General features: G+C 55.5%; 14 protein-coding genes. 5 read left to right on the top strand and 9 right to left on the bottom strand.

Annotated elements, in window-relative coordinates:
• Positions 1 to 11: 11 nt before the first annotated feature.
• From BM258_RS11830 to BM258_RS11805, 6 genes are all read right to left on the bottom strand, one after another.
• Complete coding sequence (locus tag BM258_RS11830; protein WP_090072475.1) at positions 12 to 752, bottom strand: DUF2259 domain-containing protein; 741 nt, start codon at positions 750 to 752, stop codon at positions 12 to 14.
• 265 nt (positions 753 to 1,017) lie between these two features.
• Positions 1,018 to 1,992 carry a cysteine synthase A gene (gene cysK / locus BM258_RS11825; RefSeq protein ID WP_090072473.1) on the bottom strand — a complete coding sequence of 325 codons (975 nt, stop codon included), beginning with the start codon at positions 1,990 to 1,992 and terminating at the stop codon, positions 1,018 to 1,020.
• Between the two features lie 463 nt (positions 1,993 to 2,455).
• A complete protein-coding gene (locus BM258_RS11820) occupies positions 2,456 to 3,244 on the bottom strand; it encodes an SDR family oxidoreductase (protein ID WP_090072471.1) in 789 nt (262 codons plus the stop codon).
• A 44-nt stretch (positions 3,245 to 3,288) separates the two neighbouring features.
• Positions 3,289 to 4,779: a sugar ABC transporter ATP-binding protein gene (locus BM258_RS11815; protein ID WP_090072469.1), complete on the bottom strand. Its 1,491-nt coding sequence runs from the start codon at positions 4,777 to 4,779 to the stop codon at positions 3,289 to 3,291.
• A 52-nt stretch (positions 4,780 to 4,831) separates the two neighbouring features.
• Positions 4,832 to 5,767 (bottom strand): sugar ABC transporter substrate-binding protein, encoded by a 936-nt coding sequence (locus BM258_RS11810; protein ID WP_090072467.1) that lies wholly within the window; start codon positions 5,765 to 5,767, stop codon positions 4,832 to 4,834.
• 124 nt (positions 5,768 to 5,891) lie between these two features.
• On the bottom strand, positions 5,892 to 6,872 hold the full coding sequence (locus BM258_RS11805; protein WP_090072465.1) for an ABC transporter permease: 981 nt from the start codon (positions 6,870 to 6,872) through the stop codon (positions 5,892 to 5,894).
• A 221-nt stretch (positions 6,873 to 7,093) separates the two neighbouring features.
• Between BM258_RS11805 and BM258_RS11800 the strand changes: the two genes are divergently transcribed.
• The 5 genes from BM258_RS11800 to BM258_RS11780 all read left to right on the top strand — a co-directional run bounded on the left by BM258_RS11800 (position 7,094) and on the right by BM258_RS11780 (position 12,245).
• Positions 7,094 to 7,915, top strand: a complete 822-nt coding sequence (locus BM258_RS11800; RefSeq protein WP_090072463.1) for a transketolase — start codon at positions 7,094 to 7,096, stop codon at positions 7,913 to 7,915.
• Positions 7,912 to 8,871, top strand: a complete 960-nt coding sequence (locus BM258_RS11795; RefSeq protein ID WP_407062719.1) for a transketolase family protein — start codon at positions 7,912 to 7,914, stop codon at positions 8,869 to 8,871. Before BM258_RS11800 ends, BM258_RS11795 begins: the two co-directional genes overlap by 4 nt.
• An 80-nt stretch (positions 8,872 to 8,951) precedes the next feature.
• Positions 8,952 to 10,415: an FGGY family carbohydrate kinase gene (locus BM258_RS11790; protein ID WP_090072459.1), complete on the top strand. Its 1,464-nt coding sequence runs from the start codon at positions 8,952 to 8,954 to the stop codon at positions 10,413 to 10,415.
• A 59-nt stretch (positions 10,416 to 10,474) separates the two neighbouring features.
• Positions 10,475 to 11,443 (top strand): sugar-binding transcriptional regulator, encoded by a 969-nt coding sequence (locus BM258_RS11785; protein ID WP_090072700.1) that lies wholly within the window; start codon positions 10,475 to 10,477, stop codon positions 11,441 to 11,443.
• A 19-nt stretch (positions 11,444 to 11,462) separates the two neighbouring features.
• A complete protein-coding gene (locus BM258_RS11780; protein ID WP_090072457.1) occupies positions 11,463 to 12,245 on the top strand; it encodes an SDR family oxidoreductase in 783 nt (260 codons plus the stop codon).
• Between the two features lie 106 nt (positions 12,246 to 12,351).
• Here the strand turns inward: BM258_RS11780 and dut are convergent, their stop codons facing one another.
• The 3 genes from dut to ubiB all read right to left on the bottom strand — a co-directional run bounded on the left by dut (position 12,352) and on the right by ubiB (position 15,690).
• The gene (gene dut / locus BM258_RS11775; protein ID WP_090072455.1) at positions 12,352 to 12,804 is read right to left on the bottom strand and encodes a dUTP diphosphatase; all 453 of its coding nucleotides are present in this window, start codon (positions 12,802 to 12,804) and stop codon (positions 12,352 to 12,354) included.
• A 65-nt stretch (positions 12,805 to 12,869) separates the two neighbouring features.
• Entirely contained in the window at positions 12,870 to 14,087 is a 1,218-nt protein-coding gene (coaBC, locus tag BM258_RS11770) for a bifunctional phosphopantothenoylcysteine decarboxylase/phosphopantothenate--cysteine ligase CoaBC (protein WP_090072453.1), read from the bottom strand.
• Between the two features lie 16 nt (positions 14,088 to 14,103).
• Positions 14,104 to 15,690 (bottom strand): 2-polyprenylphenol 6-hydroxylase, encoded by a 1,587-nt coding sequence (gene ubiB, locus BM258_RS11765; RefSeq protein WP_090072451.1) that lies wholly within the window; start codon positions 15,688 to 15,690, stop codon positions 14,104 to 14,106.
• Between the last annotated feature and the right edge of the window lie 12 nt (positions 15,691 to 15,702).

Genomic DNA, 15,702 nt, shown 5'->3' with positions numbered 1-15,702 from the left:
CTGAGGATCGATCAAAAAGAGAAGGGCACCGCGATATAGCGCAAATCCTGCCCGTCATCGGTCTGACTGAAGACACCCACCAGCGCCACCGCATGGGTCTGCGCTTCCATCCGCGTTGGCGCAAAGACAGCCGAGAGGTGATAGTCGAGCGGACAGCCGCGCGAGCGTGGAGCCGACGTCTCGTCATGCAGCTGTCGGGTCTCGCCTGTGGGCGTGGTCAGAGTCAGCGCAAAACCGGTTACCGTGCCGCCACCCATTTCGCACCCGTTCAGATCCCTTACATCCTTGGTGTCGATCTCAAGGGTATAGGGAGACGCACTGTTGCCTAACAGAGGCTGCGATGTCTTCTGGAAACGCATGATGGCCTTTTCCCCCACCTCACTGACGGGCGAAGCGGCCAGAACCACGCCGGAATTGGAAATCTGATATTGCTGCATAATGGGCGTGGCTTGTTCAAATGCCTTGACGCGGGCCACGATCGGAGTTTCGCCTTCTTCTTCCAAACGCACGCGCACCGGCGTATCTGGCACCCACTTATCCGTCGCCAGATCAACGATATAGATATTGGAATAAGGATAGTGGGGGCCATTCTCCACGCCAAATTCCTCAAAGGCAAAATAGCGGCCCCGCTCATCATCTGAGAAACCATGGGACCGAAATTCGGCTGCGTCTCCTGCCATCACCGGTCCGGCCAGTGCTGCGGCAGACGCTGCAAGCAGCGATAGGGCGAGACAGTTCGAAAATCGGGTCATTCCATCACCATTCTGTTCGGGTCTTTACGGGCGGCTTTCCTGTCGTTCCAGACAGAAGCGCCATCTCCATTTTAATTGCAGGGACTGTGCTCGCTCTACGGACAAAAGAAGCAGAAGTACACGGTCCCTCATGCAAATCAATTGCGATTCAAAAAGATGCATGAACCATATCACAGATAGTAAAAAGCCGTGGTGGGGAAATATGATCCCACCACGGCCAATGCACTCAGAAAATGTTTCGGAATTGGAACAATTTTCGGTTTTCTTATTCTCCAATTCCATCAAACAAGGCAGTGGACAGATAACGCTCGGCAAAGCTTGGAATGATAATGACGATATTTTTACCGGCAAATTCATCCCGTTTGCCCAATTCGATAGCTGCAGCCAATGCGGCACCGGATGAAATGCCAACTGGCACACCTTCTGTGCGGGCCAATTCACGCGAAAAGGCAAAAGCATCTTCATTGGAAACCTGAATGATTTCATCAATGAGGCTGGTGTCCAGAACATCAGGCACAAAGCCCGCGCCGATGCCCTGAATCTTGTGTGGCCCGGGTTTGCCACCAGAGAGAACCGGACTGTCTGAAGGTTCAACCGCCACCACCTTCAGATCTGACTTGCGAGCCTTGAGCTCAGAGCCGACACCGGTGATGGTGCCGCCGGTGCCCACGCCGGAGACTAGCGCGTCCACTTCCCCGTTGGTGTCATTCCAGATTTCTACGGCGGTGGTGCTGCGATGAATTTCAGGGTTGGCGGCATTCTGGAACTGCTGCGGAATGATGGCATTGTCAATTTCATTGACCAGCTCTTCTGCGCGCGCAATCGCACCCTTCATGCCTTTGGGTCCTTCGGTCAGCTCCAGCTCGGCACCCAGATAGGCAAACATCTTGCGGCGCTCGATGGACATGGTTTCCGGCATGACCAGAATGAGGCGATAGCCCTTGGCAGCTGCCGTGAAAGCAAGTGCAATGCCGGTATTACCGGATGTCGGCTCGATCAGGGTGGTTTTGCCCGGCTCGATCTTGCCATCGTCTTCCATGGCTTCAATCATATTGACGCCGATGCGATCCTTGACGCTTGCAAGCGGGTTGAAGAATTCTAGCTTGCCGATCAGGTTTGCCTTGACGCCATGCTTGGCAGCAATCTTGTCGAACCGCACCAGTGGTGTGTTGCCGATGGTGTCGATGATGGAATCATAGATCCGGCCGCGGCCTTCAGTGGTTTTCGGAGTGTGGGCCATTTTTGTTCCTCGCATTTAGAACGTCATGCACGCTCTTTCCCTGCAAGATCCCTGATCGGGATCGGGGCAAGCGTATGGATCGTTCATCCCTAGCATTAAATCTCTTGACCACAATGTAGGTAATTCGATGGGGGACTACGAGAAATCCTGTACCAACTTGTGCGATAGAATAGAAAAATTTCGCTACGGTTCAAATATGCAACGAAACAGACTACCCCAAGCCCCATATTGGACAGGCGTTGTGGCAAAATTATTCTATGAAGCGGTCTTTCCTGTCTATGGGTGCGGCATGAAAGGCATCGTTGCATCGAATAAAAAAGTGCCTGCTTTTACAAGCAGGCACTTGAATTGACTGGAGCTATTCTTGCTGAAGGAGAAGGTACTTAGGCAAGAAAGGATTGCAAGGGAGGTGCCAGTCAATCCTCATCCGGACTTAGCGTTCCGGAATTCTCTTTTTCGCCACTCACCAGCAGCAGAAGCCACCATCCACCAGCAGGTTCACACCCGTGCAGTAGGAGGCAGCATCACTGGCAAGAAAGATGGTTGGACCAACCATTTCTTCCACGCTGGCCATACGATGCATCGGCGTCTGGTCTTCAAATTCCTTGGTCTGGTGCACCATTTCGGGGCGCGTGTTCATTGGCGTTGCCGTGTAACCCGGGCTGATGGCATTCACACGCAGGCCCCCATCAACCCATTCCATTGCCATGCTCTTGGTCAGATGAATGACGCCAGCCTTGGAGGAATTGTAATGCACCTGCATCAGGCCGCGGTTGACGATTACACCAGACATGGAGGCGATGTTGACGATGGCGCCCTTGCCATGCTTGAGCATTGCGTTGGCTTCAGCCTGACAGGAGAGGAAGACCCCCTTGAGGTTGATGTCCATCAGGGTCTGGAACTGCTCTTCGCTCATTTCCTCCGCCGGATTGGCGTTGGCGATACCAGCGGAGTTAACCGCGATGGCCAGATCTCCAAGCTCGGCTTCCGTTTTGGCAACAGCCTCGACAAGGGAGTCCTTGTTGGTCACATCAGCGGTGATGGCGATTGCCTTTTTACCAACCGCCGTGATGGCATCAAGCGTCTTGGCAAGGCCATCATCTTCACGGCGGTCCAGGCACGCAACATCTGCGCCACACTGGGCCAGACCAATGGCAATATGCTGTCCAATGCCACTGCCAGCGCCGGTTACCAGAGCCACACGCCCGCCCAGATTAAACATTGCTGGCGCATTGAAGTTAAATTCGGACATATCTTTCTCCCATATACGAACGAGGAAATTCTCTGCCAGACGAGCTAGCTGGTAGCCAGTTCCATCACTGACACGTCATTTGCATTTGCGCGATCCAGAATTCCGGCTTGTCTGCCTTCGGCCATCACCAGAATCCGGTTGGAAACACCCAGCACTTCTTCAAGGTCGGAACTGACAACGATCACGCAGATCCCTTTTGCTGACAGCTCGACAATGATGTCATAGATGGACGAACGGGCCCCAACATCAATGCCACGGGTCGGCTCATCCAGAACAACCACTTTCGGATCGGTCGCCAGCCATTTGGCCAACACCACCTTCTGCTGGTTGCCGCCAGACATTTCATCGGCATTCTGATGTCCCTGCCCCTTCACTCCGAAGCGATGGATATTGGCCGCTGCAAAACTATCGATAGCCTTCTTGCTCACCCATTTTTTGGGCGCAACGGCCTTCATGTTGGCGTAGCCGATATTTTCTGAGATGCTGTGTTCCAGCACCAATCCCTGCAACTTGCGATCTTCTGGTACCAGCACAATGCCATTGCGAATGGATTGGCCCGGACTGCGCGGCGTGACATCCTTGCCATCGAGATAAATGCTGCCGGCGGAAATCGGGTCGGCCCCAGTGATGGCGCGAACCAGTTCGGTGCGCCCTGCCCCGACCAGCCCGGCAATGCCGAACACTTCGCCTTTATGCACCTTGAAGCTGACATCATGGAACGCATCCAGCGCCGATGTGAGATCCTTGACCTCAAAGGTCACGTCGTCACCAACCGGCGGGAAGTGCGGGAACATGCGACCCAGTTCGCGGCCCACCATACTTTCAACAATGGTGCGGACGGGTACATCGCCCTTGTCGAATTCCTGCACCTTGGCGCCGTCGCGCATGACCACAATGCGGTCAGCGATGCGCCGGATCTCTTCCAGGCGGTGCGAAATATAGATGATACCGACGCCATCGGCCCGAAGGCGATCGATTTGCTTGAACAGCAATTCCGTCTCGGCATCGCCGAGGGCTGCTGTCGGTTCATCCAGAATGAGCAATCTTGCATTGAGGGTGAGCGCCTTGGCAATTTCCACCAACTGCTGATTGGCCGTGGAAAGCCCCTCGACCTTGCGGTTCGCAGGCAGATCAAGACCCAGCCGTTCCAGCTGTTCTTGCGCCTTGCGCTCCATGGCCTTGCGGTCAATCTGACCGCGGGATTTAGGCCAGCGCCCCACAAAGACATTTTCTGCAATCGTGAGATGGGGGAGCAATCTTAGCTCCTGATGGATCAGACCCAGCCCGGAATCGATTGCCTCGCGAGGGTTGGCGGGCGCGTATTCCGCGCCTCGCCATGTCATTGAGCCCGAACTTGGCCGGATGGTTCCGCAGATGATGTTGGACACCGTTGATTTACCGGCTCCGTTTTCTCCCAACAGCGCAACCACTTCTCCTTCATGAATATCAAGATCGATGCCATGAAGAATCTGCAACGGTCCATAACTCTTCTTGATTTGACGAAGAGAAAGAATTGGAGATTTGACCTCAGCCATTTCGGGCCCTCCCTTATCCAGCCATTATCGAACAATCAGACGTCAGATCCGATCAAGGATGATTTTCGATGAACGGGCCAACATTGTCCTTTGTGGTCAGAGTTGCCGGCAGCAGCTGCAGTTTCGGAACTTCTTCACCAGCGACAAGCTTGATGGCGCTATCCACGGCCAGACGACCGAAATACTGGGTGCGCTGGGTGCTGGTTGCATCGAAAACGCCGTCACGCAGAGCTTCAAGCGCTGCGGTATCACCGTCAAAGCCGAAGACGAAAATATCCTGCGGCAGGTTGGCAACTTTCACAGCCTGTGCTGCACCAAGGGCCAGAGCGTCTGCCTGTCCCCAAACGATGGTTGCGTCAGAATGAGCCTGCAGCATGTTCTGGGTGATCTGGAAGCCTTCGTCCTGTGACCACATCTGGCTATATTGCTCAGAAGCAATGGTGATATCCGGGAACTTTTCCTTGGCTTCCATGCAGCCTTTGGTGCGATCTACTTCAGGGGTGGTGCCTTTCTGGCCATGCACGATCAGCATGGTGCCTTTTCCGCCAACCTGCTCGAAGGCATAGTTGCAGATTTCCTTGGCAGAAGCGACCGAATCGGAAGCGATGAAGGTGTCGCCCGGTGCGCCTTCAGGGTTACGGTCAATGTTGATGACGGGAACACCCTGAGCATGAGCCAGACGGGTTGGCACAGCAGCGGCTGCGGCACCTGCGGGAACATAAATCAAGGCCTGGATATCCTGCGTGAGCAGATCCTGAACCTGGCTAACCTGGGTTGCGCTATCGCCCTTGGCGTCAACGATGATGAGTTCAAGGCCTTTTTCTTTGGAATAGGCTTCAACCGACATCTTAATTTGGTTGAAGAAGTTGGCCTGAAGGTTGGCGACTGCGAGACCGAGCTTTTGAAGTTCTGCTGCAGAACTACTTACTGGTGTCAGAGCGGTTGCTACAATAGCAGCGGCTGCAAACAGGGAATGTTTGAGTTTCATGTGATATTTCTCCTCCGTTAAGACCCAGACACTGCCTCCAACAACAACGTGTCTGGAATTTTCCGGCTTGCGCCGGCTGGTGGTGGCCCGTGCTCACCACCATTTTTGGCACGATGCCAAATTCCTATCCCTTCTTTTTCTTGAGCACTTCGGCAGCCACTGCCAAAGCAATCACGACCCCGATAACCACCTGCTGCGTGAAGGGAGAGACCCCCAGCAGATTGAGGCCGTTGCGCAAGACACCAATCACCAGCACACCGATCACCGTTCCGGCTATGCCGCCGGTACCACCGCTGAGGCTGGCGCCGCCGATAACCACGGCAGCAATCGTATCCAGCTCGTAGGAAACACCCGAGCTTGGCTGAACCGAGTCAAGCCTTGCGGCCAGTACGATACCTGCGAGACCGGAAAGAACCGCCGAAGTGATGTAGACGAGGATGGTGGATAGACGCACATTGATACCGGCCAGACGCGCCACTTCCTGATTGCCACCGATTGCATAAAGGCAGCGACCGCCCGTGGTGTTGCGCAGGAAAATCCATCCGGCGGCAAAGACAATCAGCATCAAGCCGACAGTCACGGTCAGAAAGCCGCCATGGCGAATGATTGCCAGCAGGTTGAACCAGCCCGGAAAACCGACGATCTGCTGACCATCTGTAATCATATTGGCCAGACCGCGCGCGACCGACATCATGGCAAGCGTGGAAATGAAGGCTGGAACGCTGAATTCCGTAATCAGCAACCCAGTCACTGCTCCGGCTGCGGCTGACGCAAACAGGGCAATAACAATTGCCAATGGCAGCGCCATGCCCAATTCATTGGATAGATAGCCCATGACCATCATGGACAGAGCCAGAATTGAACCAACGGACAGATCGATACCGCCAATAAGAATGACAAAGGTCATGCCCACGGCCATGATCCCGAGCACCGTGATCTGGTCGAGAACGTTCAGAAGATTGCGCGCTGTGAAGAAGGAATCCGTCGCAAAGCTGAGAAAGGCGCAAAGCAATAGAAGTCCGATAAGAGGTCCAGTTGCCCCACCTAAAGAAAACAGGCTTGAGACAGACGGTGAGGATGTACGCCCCCGTGCTACTGAAATCATGACAGCAATTCCTCCCATTTTCCTTAAACTGCATAAATATTCAGTGTTGATAATAATTTCATAGCTGATCACAGATTCAATGTCAATGAAAAACACGAGAAACACAAGAGATAATCGTTATTTAGTCTAAAGTTTAGCACAATCATCCCAAACAAAATTCTTGACACAGATTCTGAAATGCATTTTAATTTATTATAGAATATTTATTCAGGGAGCCAATCATGGATATCTTAGAACTGAAAAAGATGGCCAATGACATTCGTCAGCGAGATCTGCGGGCTGTCTTTGAAGCGGGCGCGGGGCATATCGGCGGTGAAATGTCGGTAACGGATCTCCTCACAGCTCTCTATTTCCGCATTCTGAATGTAGATCCAAAGAACCCGACCGATCCCAAACGGGACAGATTCATTCTCAGCAAGGGCCATGCTGCACTTGCCCTCTATGTCACGCTCTCAAAACGGGGATTTATCGATCCAGAAGAGATTTCCACTTTCCTGAAGCCGCATTCACGCCTCAATGGCCACCCCAACCGCAACAAGGTTCCGGGCGTTGAAACCAACACCGGCCCTCTGGGGCATGGCTTGCCAATCGCAGTTGGCATGGCAAAAGCGGCCAAGCTCAGCGGGGATACATGGCGCACGGTGGTGATCACCGGCGACGGCGAAATGCAGGAAGGCAGTAACTGGGAAGCCATTATGGCCGCAGCCCAGTTCGGACTGGACAATCTGACCCTCATTATCGACCACAACCGCCTGCAACAGGGCGCTCGTCTTGCAGACACGAACAATATTGCCCCTCTTCCTCCCAAGCTTGAAGCCTTTGGCTGGGCTGTCGAGGAAATCAACGGCAATGACATGGAAGAAATCTGCGCCGCGCTGGACGCCAGCAAGGTGGTTCCGGGCAAACCGAGATGCATCGTCGCTCACACGAACAAGGGCAACGGCATTTCCTTCATGTCCGACAATGTGGCCTGGCACCACAAGGTTCCTGACGCAGACCAATATAAACAGGCCATGGCCGAGCTGGAGGAGGCCGTATCATGAGCAATTTGTCAGAAGCAAAACTCCACGACTGCCGAGATGCCTTCACCCAGACCCTTGAAGGCATGGCTGCGACCAATCAGGAAATTGTCGCCGTTTGCAACGATTCTGTCGGGTCTTCCAAGCTGAATGGCTTCAAGGACAAATATCCAGAGCGTCTGGTCAATGTCGGAATCGCCGAACAGAATATGATCGGCGTTGGCGCCGGTCTGGCCAATGGCGGCAAGATTCCGTTTGTTTGCGGCGCGGCCTGCTTCCTGACCGGACGGGCCCTTGAGCAGATCAAGGCGGATGTGGCCTATTCCAATACCAATGTGAAGCTGGTCGGCATCAGCTCAGGCATGGCTTATGGCCCCCTTGGCCCGACACACCACTCCACCGAAGATTTCGCGTGGGTCCGTGCCATCCCCAATGTGCCGATCGTTGCCCCATGTGATTCGATTGAAACCGCAGCAGCGGTTGCCTATGCCGCCGAAACCACGGGGCCGATCTTCCTGCGCCTTTCTCGGGAAGGTGTGCCAGATCTGCTCCCTGCCGACTACAAGTTCGAGCTCGGCAAGGCCGTCACCCTCAAAGAGGGTAGCGATGTGACGCTGATTGCCAATGGCATTCTTTCGGTGCGCGCCGTGAAAGCGGCCGAATTGCTGGCAGCCGAGGGCATTTCCGCTCGCGTTCTCAATATGGCGACCGTTCGCCCCATTGATCGCGACGCCATTATTGCAGCAGCTAGCGAGACCGGCGCGATCCTGACGTGCGAAGAACACACCATCTTTGGCGGATTGGGCAGCTCGGTTGCCGAAGTAGTTGTGGAGACTGTGCCAGTTCCCATGACACGGCTCGGCGTTCCCGGCATTTTTGTACCCACTGGTACGGCCAGCTTCCTGCTGGATGAATTCGGGATGGCTCCTGAAGGGCTTGCGGCCAGTGCCAAAGAGCTGATCAAAAAGAAGAAAGCCTGAGTTTCCCTCTGGAAACCAAGACTCAGATGACAGACCCTGCACGGGAGGAGAACCGGGCAGCAGGGTCTGAGGAGGACGCGATGCAAAGGGCAATATTGGCCATTGACGAAGGCACGACAAACAGCAAGGCAATTCTGGTTTCCAAAACCGGAGACATTCTTGCCAGGGGCTCCTGCCCTGTGCCGATCAACCATCCCCAGTCCGGTTGGGTTGAACAGGATGCTGAGACCATCTGGACCAGCACCCTGAAGGCCATTGCCGATTGTCTCGCAGCGGGTCCGGACGTCGCGTTGGAAGCCATTGGCATATCCAACCAGCGCGAATCGGTTCTCGCTTGGGACCGGACCACAGGCAAGGCTCTGGGGCCGGTTGTCACTTGGCAATGTCGCCGCACCTCGGACGCCTGCGAGCGCCTGAAGGCGGCCGGTCATGAAGACGAAGTCATCAAACGCACCGGCCTGCCGCTCGATCCGCTCTTCCCGGCTACCAAGGTGCGCTGGCTGCTGGACAATTGCGGCAAGGACAAAGCACCGGAAGAGATCTGCATCGGCACGGTCGATTCCTGGCTGATCTGGAATTTTTCCGGTGGCAGTTTGCACCAGTGCGATGCATCCAATGCGGCACGAACCCAACTTTTCAACATTTCCGAAACCTGCTGGGACGATACTCTGTGCGAGCTCTTCGGCGTGCCCAAGGCCGTATTGCCCGAAGTGCAGGATTCCTCGCACATATTCACTCATACGACCGGCGTGCCCGGATTGCCTGACGGTATTCCGGTCGCCTCAGCCATTGGCGATTCGCATGCAGCGCTGTTCGGCCATGGCGCCTATGGCTTGGGCGATGGCAAGGTAACCTTTGGCACGGGCTCATCGGTGATGACCACGATGCCGGAATTTGTCGTGCCGCCACGCGGGGTGACCACCACCATCGCATGGGCGCGCAACGGCACGCCGACTTATGCCTTTGAGGGCAACATATTGGTGAGCGCATCCATTCTGCCCTGGACGGCGGAGCTTTTGGGGCAGAAGGATGTCACGGAACTGCTCGATCTGGCCCAAACAGTTGAGGATACCCAAGGCGTTGTGCTGGTTCCGGCCCATGTCGGGTTGGGAGCACCCCATTGGAATTCGACGGCACGCGGCCTGATGTGCGGCCTCTCCTTTGCCAGCGGCAAAGCCCATGTGGCACGCGCCGCAGCAGAAAGCATCGCTTTTCAGGTACAGGATGTCTTCAAGATCATTCTGGCCAATTCAGGTCATGGCATCGGCAAGCTGTTTGTGGACGGCGGTCCGAGCCAGAATCCATTCCTCATGGGCATGGTCGCCGATTACATCGATCATTCGGTCATTCAGGGCGAAAGCACCGAGGCCTCGGCGCAGGGAGCGGCCTATCTGGCGGGTCTGGCGACAGGCTTCTGGGCAGACCTGGATGCTATCAGTGCCCTTGGGCAGCATGGGCAGGAAATTCAGCCAAAAATGGCAAGTGACAGACGCAAGGAAGAGCTTTCCAAATGGCAAGTGGCCATTGAACGAACGCTTCTTTGAATCTGAAACCTTTCAGGATAGTATCGCGCGCGATCAACCCTGAATTGGAGGATGCCACTTTGGCAAGAGTAAACGAACTGCGGCTTATCGCTCGTGTAGCTCAGCTATACCATGTGGAAGGCCGTAGACAGGCAGACATAGCAAAGCATTTGCGTATTTCTCAGGCAACCATTTCAAGATTGCTCAAGAAAGCACAGGAAGAGGAAATTGTAAGAACAACAATCGTTGCTCCTTCTGGCACCTTTGTGGAACTGGAAGACGGGCTGCGCCAGAAATATGGACTGTCTGAAGCCATTGTCGTGGAAGCGTCGGAAGATCGCCAAAGCACGATCATGGACAGAATCGGCGAATCGGCTGCGCATTTTCTCGAGGTGTCCCTTCAAAAGGACGAAGTGATCGGGGTTTCCAGCTGGAGTGAGACGATCCTGCGCATGGTGGACAATATCCACCCCATGCGTTCGGGCCTTGCCAAGTATGTGGTGCAGACCTTGGGTGGTATGGGTGATCCGACAGTGCAGACACACGCAACCCAGTTGACATCGCGACTTGCGCGCCTGACTGGAGCCGAAGCACGCTTGCTAACGGCCCCGGGCGTTGCCCAGTCTCGCGAGGCTAAGCTGGTGCTTCTGGGAGATCCCTATGTCAGGGAAACAATGGAGTTGTTCAACAAAATCACGTTGGCAATCGTCGGGATCGGTGCCACGGAACCCTCTGCCATGCTGGCTCGAAGCGGCAACACTTTCTCCCCCAACGAGTTGGCTGAGCTGACCGAGGCGGGGGCTGTTGGCGATATGAGCCTACGCTTCTTCGATCGTGACGGAAAAGTAATCAAGACCCCACTGGATGAACGCGTTATCGGCATGCCCCTTGAGGATCTGGCCAAAGTAGACCGGGTCATCGCCCTTGCTGGAGGAGAGAGCAAGACCGAAGCCATTCACGGAGCCCTGAAAACTGGTTGTCTCGATGTTCTGATTACAGACAATTTCACGGCTTGCCGCCTTCTGGAGGAGACAGGCCCAAGCAGCTAGAAAGCAATGGGAGAATAAAATGAAACGGTTTGAAGGCAAAACCACCGTGATCACCGGAGGAAACAAGGGAATCGGTTTCGCAATTGCGACCAAGTTTGCCGAAGAAGGCGCAAATGTCGTGATCGCTTCCTTTGAAGATCAGGTCAAGGAAGCCGCAGCCGAACTGTCCGGCAAAGGCTATAATGTGATCCCTGCCTTGTGTGATGTCACCAAACCAGAGGAAATCGTCAAGCTTTATGATGCCGCCGAAGAAGCCTTCGGTGAAATCAATATCGGCATTCAGAATGCCGGCGTGATTTACATCTCCAAGATCGAGGACGTTTCCTACGAAGAATGGACCAAGACGCTAGCCGTCAACACCACCGGCTGTTTCCTTGCCTGTCAGGAAGCCATCAAGCGCATGCGCAAGCATGGCAAGGGCGGCAAGCTGGTCAACACAGCATCCGGTCAGGCGCGTGAAGGCTTTATCTACACGCCGCATTACGCAGCCTCCAAATTCGGCGTCATGGGCCTAACCCAGAGCCTTGCCAAGGAAGTGGCGCTTGAAAAGATCAATGTCAACGCCATCTGCCCGGGTATCATCAAGACCGACATGTGGGACTATAATGACCGTGTCTGGGGTAGCATGCTGGGCGAATATGGCCCGGGCGAGCTGATGGCCGAATGGGTACAGGGCATTCCGATGCAATATGCCGGAGAAGGCAAAGACATCGCCAATGCCGTGGCCTTCCTCGCCAGCGAGGATGCATCCTATATCACGGGACAGACCATAAATATCGATGGTGGTCTGATCATGTCCTAAGCATCAGAGGATGCATGAGATACGTGGCCGAGCGGACCCCGCCCGGCCTTTTTTCTGCGCCAATTCCGCCAAGCCGATCCAGTACGGCGCTATTGGTGCGAAAAGGCTAGTCCTTGATGCCGGTGGAGCCGAAACCGCCCGCCCCGCGCTCGGTATCGCTCAGCGTCGTTACTTCGATGATGCGTGGCCGGCGCACATCGGCGATCACGGCCTGAGCAATCCGGTCTGCATGATTGATGGTGTAGGCGTCCGGCCCTGCGTTCAGAAGCGCGATCTTGATGGGTCCGCGATAATCTTCATCCACCGTGCCGGGGCTGTTGGGCACGAGAAGACCATGCTTGGTTGCCAAACCTGAGCGGGGCCTGATCTGCATTTCCGTTGCCGAAGGCAGCTCCACGGCAAATCCGGTCGGAATGAGCGCAATCCGACCCGGCTCGATCGTCACAGGCCCTTCAGGCAAACAGGCGCGCATGTCCATGCCCGCAGCACCGGGCGTCGCATAAGAGGGAAGCGGCAGATCCGGATTTTCCGGCAGTCGTTTGAATCTCACATCATTCATGTGCGTCTCTCTATGTTAAACAGCATGACCAAAGGGGCATTGCCAGACCAAGGTACAGGCTGCCCTCAGATTTCGATGCTCTCTTCGAGGGCTTCGCTAAGGCGCGCGATAAGGCGGCTGGCAACATCCTGCTTGCTCATGTCCTGCCACGCCTCAATGCTATCGGAACGAATTATCTTGATCATGTTATGATCGCCGCCCATGATGCCGGTCTGAGGAGATACATCGTTGGCGATGATCCAGTCGACACCCTTTTTGGTGAGCTTCCTGGCTGCGTTGGCCTCCAGATCCTGCGTTTCGGCGGCAAAGCCGACAACGAGCTTGGGCCTTTTGTCCGGATGGGTGCCGACAAAGCGGGCAATATCGGGATTTTCCTCGAACTGCAGCGCAGGAAAGCTACCATCAGCCTGCTTCTTGATTTTCTCGGCTCCCTGATTGGTTACATGCCAATCGGCGACCGCAGCTGCCATGATCGCGATATCAGCCGGCAGCGCAGCACTCACCGCCGCTTTCATCTCCCGTGCAGTCTCTACCCTGATGATTTCCACACCCCTTGGCGGCTCAAGCGCCACAGGGCCCGAAACGAGGGTCACCCGTGCGCCAGCATCCCTCGCGGCAGTTGCAAGGGCATAGCCCTGTTTGCCCGAAGAGCGATTGGCGATATAGCGCACCGGATCAATCGGTTCATGCGTGGGGCCTGCCGTGATGAGAACATGCCTGCCTGCCAGCGGTTTGGGGCTGTCGTCCAGCATCGCCTTTATGGCGAGAAGAATGTCTTCCGGCTCGCTAAGGCGACCGGGGCCTTCTTCATTGCAGGCCATCATGCCCACTGCCGGACCGACAAAATGCTGGCCGTCTTCTTGCAAGGTGGCAAGATTGCGCTGGGTCGCGGGATGGTACCACATACGCACATTCATGGCCGGAGCGACGAGCACCGGCTTGTCTGTTGCCAACAGCATGGTGCTGGGCAGATCATCAGCGATGCCGTTGGCCATCTTGGCAATCAGATTGGCGGTGGCAGGTGCAACGACCACTAGATCTGCGGCGCGGGACAATTCGATATGTCCGATCTCGCTCTCCCGCGTCAGGTCGAACAAATCGGTCAACACCGGTTTGCCCGTGAGCGTGGCGATGGTCAGCGGCGCAACGAATTCGGTCGCCGCTTTGGTCATGATGACTTGAACACCGGCGCCCTCTTTCAAAAGAAGGCGGATGATATCCAGCGCCTTGAAGGCGGCTATGCCGCCGGAAATGACGAGCAGGACGCGCTTGTTTTCAAGCATGATGATCTCTCCTATCCTAACTCCAAATACGAATGGCTATGGCAGCAAGGGCAATGGCGATCACCCAGAGCGCGAGACGCCCTGTACGGCCCTTGCGGGCTTCGGCCTGTCCGATAGCGGCAACCGTTTCGGCATCGAGACGAAGACCGTCACGGCCCATTTCGTCAAAGCTGCTGGACAGGCGTTCGGCACGACGCACCATCTCGGGCAATTGAGCGGAAAGCGTGCCCAGCACCGACAGGCCTTCGGCCATTTCCTTGGCCTTGGCAACAGGGCCGAGATTCTTTTCCATCCAGCTTTTGACCACCGGTTCTGAGGTGTTCCAGAGATTGAGGCTGTCGTCGAGCATGCGCGCAACCCCTTCAGCCACGACCATGGTCTTTTGCAGAAGGATCAATTCGGTGCGGGTTGCCATGCCGAACAGCTCGGTGAATTCAAACAGCTGTTGCAGCAAGCCAGCCATGGAAATCTCTGCAGAATCGCGCCCATGGATCGGCTCACCGATGGACCGCAGGGCCTGCGCGAAGGTATCGACATCCTGCGTGGAAGGCACATAGCCTGCTTCGAAATGCACCAAGGAGACACGGCGATAATCGCGTTTGATGAAGCCATAGAGAATTTCGGCAAGAAAGCGCTGTTCCTTCATGCCAAGCCGCCCCATGATGCCGAAGTCGACAGCCACCAGCTTGCCATCGCTGCCAAGGAACAGATTGCCCGGATGCATGTCTGCATGGAAAAAGCCGTCCCGCAGGGCATGACGCAGGAAAGACTGGATCACAGTGCGCCCGAGCGCACTCAGATCATGGCCGGAGGCCTTTAGCGCTTCCAGATCATTGAGCTTGATTCCATCAATCCATTCCATGGTCATGACGGACTTTTCCGACTTGGCCCAATAGATGGTCGGCACGCGGAAATCATCATCTTCAGCGCAATTTTCACCCATTTCGCTCATGGCTGCCGCTTCAAGGCGGAAATCCATTTCCAGACGGATGGATTGGGCCAGCGTGTCCACCACACCAACCGGCTTCAGGCGACGGGACGGTGCATGCACGGCTTCGATCAGACGGGCTGCCAGATAGAAGCCCGCCAGATCATCCTGAAATCGCTGGGCGATCTTCGGTCGCAGGATCTTGACGGCCACATCCTGTCGCTCGCCGCTGGCATCCACGAAGGAGGCCTTGTGCACCTGCGCAATGGAGGCGGCGGCAATGGGTTCTGAGAAGCTTTCAAACAGTGCTTCAACCGGTTTGCCCAAGGCATCTTCAACCGCTTTGCGCGCTTCCTGCATACTGAAGGCAGGCACACGGTCTTGCAATGTGGTCAGCGCCTCGGCCAGTTCAGGCCCGACCAGATCGGGACGGGTTGCCAGAAACTGGCCCATCTTAACATAGGATGGCCCCAGCCGGTTGAGTGCAGCACTCAGGCGTTCGCCCTTGTTGCGGGCAGAGGCATTTTTACGCTCGAACAGCTTGAGAAAGGCCAAGGCAACGCGGGGGGCTGTCGGCAGGTCTGCGGGTGGCTCGACGATAGAAAAGACACCTTCACGAGCCAGAATATAGCCCGTATGCACAAGGCGAAGCAGAGCAGATGACGCACCAATCATAATTGTCTTTTC

The organism is Cohaesibacter marisflavi (assembly GCF_900115225.1).
In the GTDB taxonomy this organism is placed as follows: domain Bacteria; phylum Pseudomonadota; class Alphaproteobacteria; order Rhizobiales; family Cohaesibacteraceae; genus Cohaesibacter; species Cohaesibacter marisflavi.
This window is presented reverse-complemented; position numbering and strand designations above follow the sequence as displayed.

Coding starts and splice junctions, on each gene's coding strand:
- cysK (WP_090072473.1), bottom strand. CDS start 1,992: ATGGCCCACACTCCGAAAACCACTGAAGGCCGCGGCCGGATCTATGAT.
- ubiB (WP_090072451.1), bottom strand. CDS start 15,690: ATGATTGGTGCGTCATCTGCTCTGCTTCGCCTTGTGCATACGGGCTAT.
- BM258_RS11805 (WP_090072465.1), bottom strand. CDS start 6,872: ATGATTTCAGTAGCACGGGGGCGTACATCCTCACCGTCTGTCTCAAGC.
- BM258_RS11795 (WP_407062719.1), top strand. CDS start 7,912: ATGAGCAATTTGTCAGAAGCAAAACTCCACGACTGCCGAGATGCCTTC.
- dut (WP_090072455.1), bottom strand. CDS start 12,804: ATGAATGATGTGAGATTCAAACGACTGCCGGAAAATCCGGATCTGCCG.
- BM258_RS11810 (WP_090072467.1), bottom strand. CDS start 5,767: ATGAAACTCAAACATTCCCTGTTTGCAGCCGCTGCTATTGTAGCAACC.
- BM258_RS11800 (WP_090072463.1), top strand. CDS start 7,094: ATGGATATCTTAGAACTGAAAAAGATGGCCAATGACATTCGTCAGCGA.
- BM258_RS11790 (WP_090072459.1), top strand. CDS start 8,952: ATGCAAAGGGCAATATTGGCCATTGACGAAGGCACGACAAACAGCAAG.
- BM258_RS11815 (WP_090072469.1), bottom strand. CDS start 4,779: ATGGCTGAGGTCAAATCTCCAATTCTTTCTCTTCGTCAAATCAAGAAG.
- BM258_RS11830 (WP_090072475.1), bottom strand. CDS start 752: ATGACCCGATTTTCGAACTGTCTCGCCCTATCGCTGCTTGCAGCGTCT.
- coaBC (WP_090072453.1), bottom strand. CDS start 14,087: ATGCTTGAAAACAAGCGCGTCCTGCTCGTCATTTCCGGCGGCATAGCC.
- BM258_RS11780 (WP_090072457.1), top strand. CDS start 11,463: ATGAAACGGTTTGAAGGCAAAACCACCGTGATCACCGGAGGAAACAAG.
- BM258_RS11820 (WP_090072471.1), bottom strand. CDS start 3,244: ATGTCCGAATTTAACTTCAATGCGCCAGCAATGTTTAATCTGGGCGGG.